Genomic DNA, 1571 nt, shown 5'->3' on the forward strand with positions numbered 1-1571 from the left:
TGTCGGTCTCGATCCCGTCGTGGTGGGCTTCCGCCTCGCTGTAGCCCACGGTCGCCACTTGCGGATCGGTGAACACCACGGCCGGCATTGCGGTCAGGTCGAGCGCCGCATCGCCGCCGGTCATGTTGATCGCGGCACGGGTGCCGGCCGCTGCCGCCACATAGACGAACTGCGGCTGGTCGGTGCAGTCGCCGGCCGCGTAGATGTTCGGGTTGCTCGTGCGCATGCCTTGGTCGATGACGATGGCACCTTGCGCATTGACAGTGACCCCCGCTGCGTCCAGCGCGAGGCTGCGCGTGTTCGGTGTCCGACCGGTGGCAACCAGCAGTTTGTCGGCGCGCAATTCACCGTGCGTGGTGGTCAGCACGAATTCACCGTCCATATGGGCGACCTGGCTGGCTTGCGTGTGCTCCAGCACCTCGATGCCCTCGGCACGGAAAGCGGCTGTCACCGCCTCGCCGATGGCCGGGTCTTCACGGAAGAACAAGGTATTGCGCGCCAGGACCGTGACCTTGCTGCCCAGCCGGGCAAAGGCTTGCGCCAGCTCCAGCGCCACCACCGACGAGCCGATTACGGCAAGGCGTTCGGGAATGGTGTCGCTCGCCAGGGCCTCGGTGGAAGTCCAGTAGGGTGACTCTTTCAAGCCCGGAATCGGCGGGACCGCCGGGCTGGCACCCGTGGCGACCAGGCAGCGGTCGAACATCACGACGCGCTCGCCACCCTCGTTCAAACGGACGGTAAGGCTCTGGTCGTCCTTGAAGCGCGCCTCACCGTGCACAACGGTGATGGCCGGATTACCGCCCAGGATGCCTTCGTACTTGGCGTGCCGCAGTTCGTCGACGCGGGCCTGCTGCTGGGCCAGCAGCTTACTGCGGTCAATCGTAGGCACAGTTGCCGCAATACCGCCATCGAACGGGCTTTCCCGGCGCAGATGGGCGATGTGGGCGGCGCGGATCATGATCTTGGACGGCACACAGCCGACATTGACGCAGGTGCCGCCGATGGTGCCGCGCTCGATCAGCGTGACCTGCGCGCCTTGCTCGACGGCCTTCAGTGCTGCCGCCATTGCCGCGCCACCGCTACCAATGACGACGACCTGCAACGGGCGTTCGTTGCCACTGGGCTTATCAGCGGCCCCTATCCAGCCGCGCATCTTGTCGAGCAGGCCGGCGCGGTTGTCCGTCGGTGGCGCATCGGCAAGCGTTGCCTCGTAGCCCAGTCCGGCCACGGCGGTAGTCAGCGCATCCGATGACGTGCCCGCCTCAATGGCGAGTTGCGCTGTGCCCTTCGGATAGGACACCAGCGCCGATTGCACGCCGGGCACTTTCTCCAAGGCTTCCTTGACGTGAGCCGCGCACGAGTCGCAGGTCATCCCGGTGATTTTCAGGGTGGTCATGTATTTTTCCTTTTCTGTGGTGGCTACGGCTGTTGCCGTCAGCCACGTTGTTCTGGCAATTCACAGCTGTCCGGCCCGCAGCGGCGATGTGCTGGCGAGATGAAATCCCAGACCGACACCCCAACCATCAAGGCCAGGCCGACATAGAGCAGTCCACCGCTCTGCCAGCCGTAAG

Annotated in this window: 1 protein-coding gene and 1 pseudogene; both read right to left on the reverse strand. The window is 65.2% G+C overall.

Features of this window, described 5'->3' with window-relative positions; all coding sequences use genetic code 11:
• Positions 1-1396, reverse strand: a 1396-nt coding sequence (gene merA / locus C9E89_RS22515; protein WP_107010291.1) for a mercury(II) reductase, incomplete at its 3' end; no start/stop codon positions are given.
• 38 nt (positions 1397-1434) lie between these two features.
• Positions 1435-1571, reverse strand: a pseudogene (locus tag C9E89_RS22520) (organomercurial transporter MerC); the annotation flags it as partial.

It is taken from the genome of Acinetobacter sichuanensis, from assembly GCF_003024515.2.
Taxonomy (GTDB): domain Bacteria; phylum Pseudomonadota; class Gammaproteobacteria; order Pseudomonadales; family Moraxellaceae; genus Acinetobacter; species Acinetobacter sichuanensis.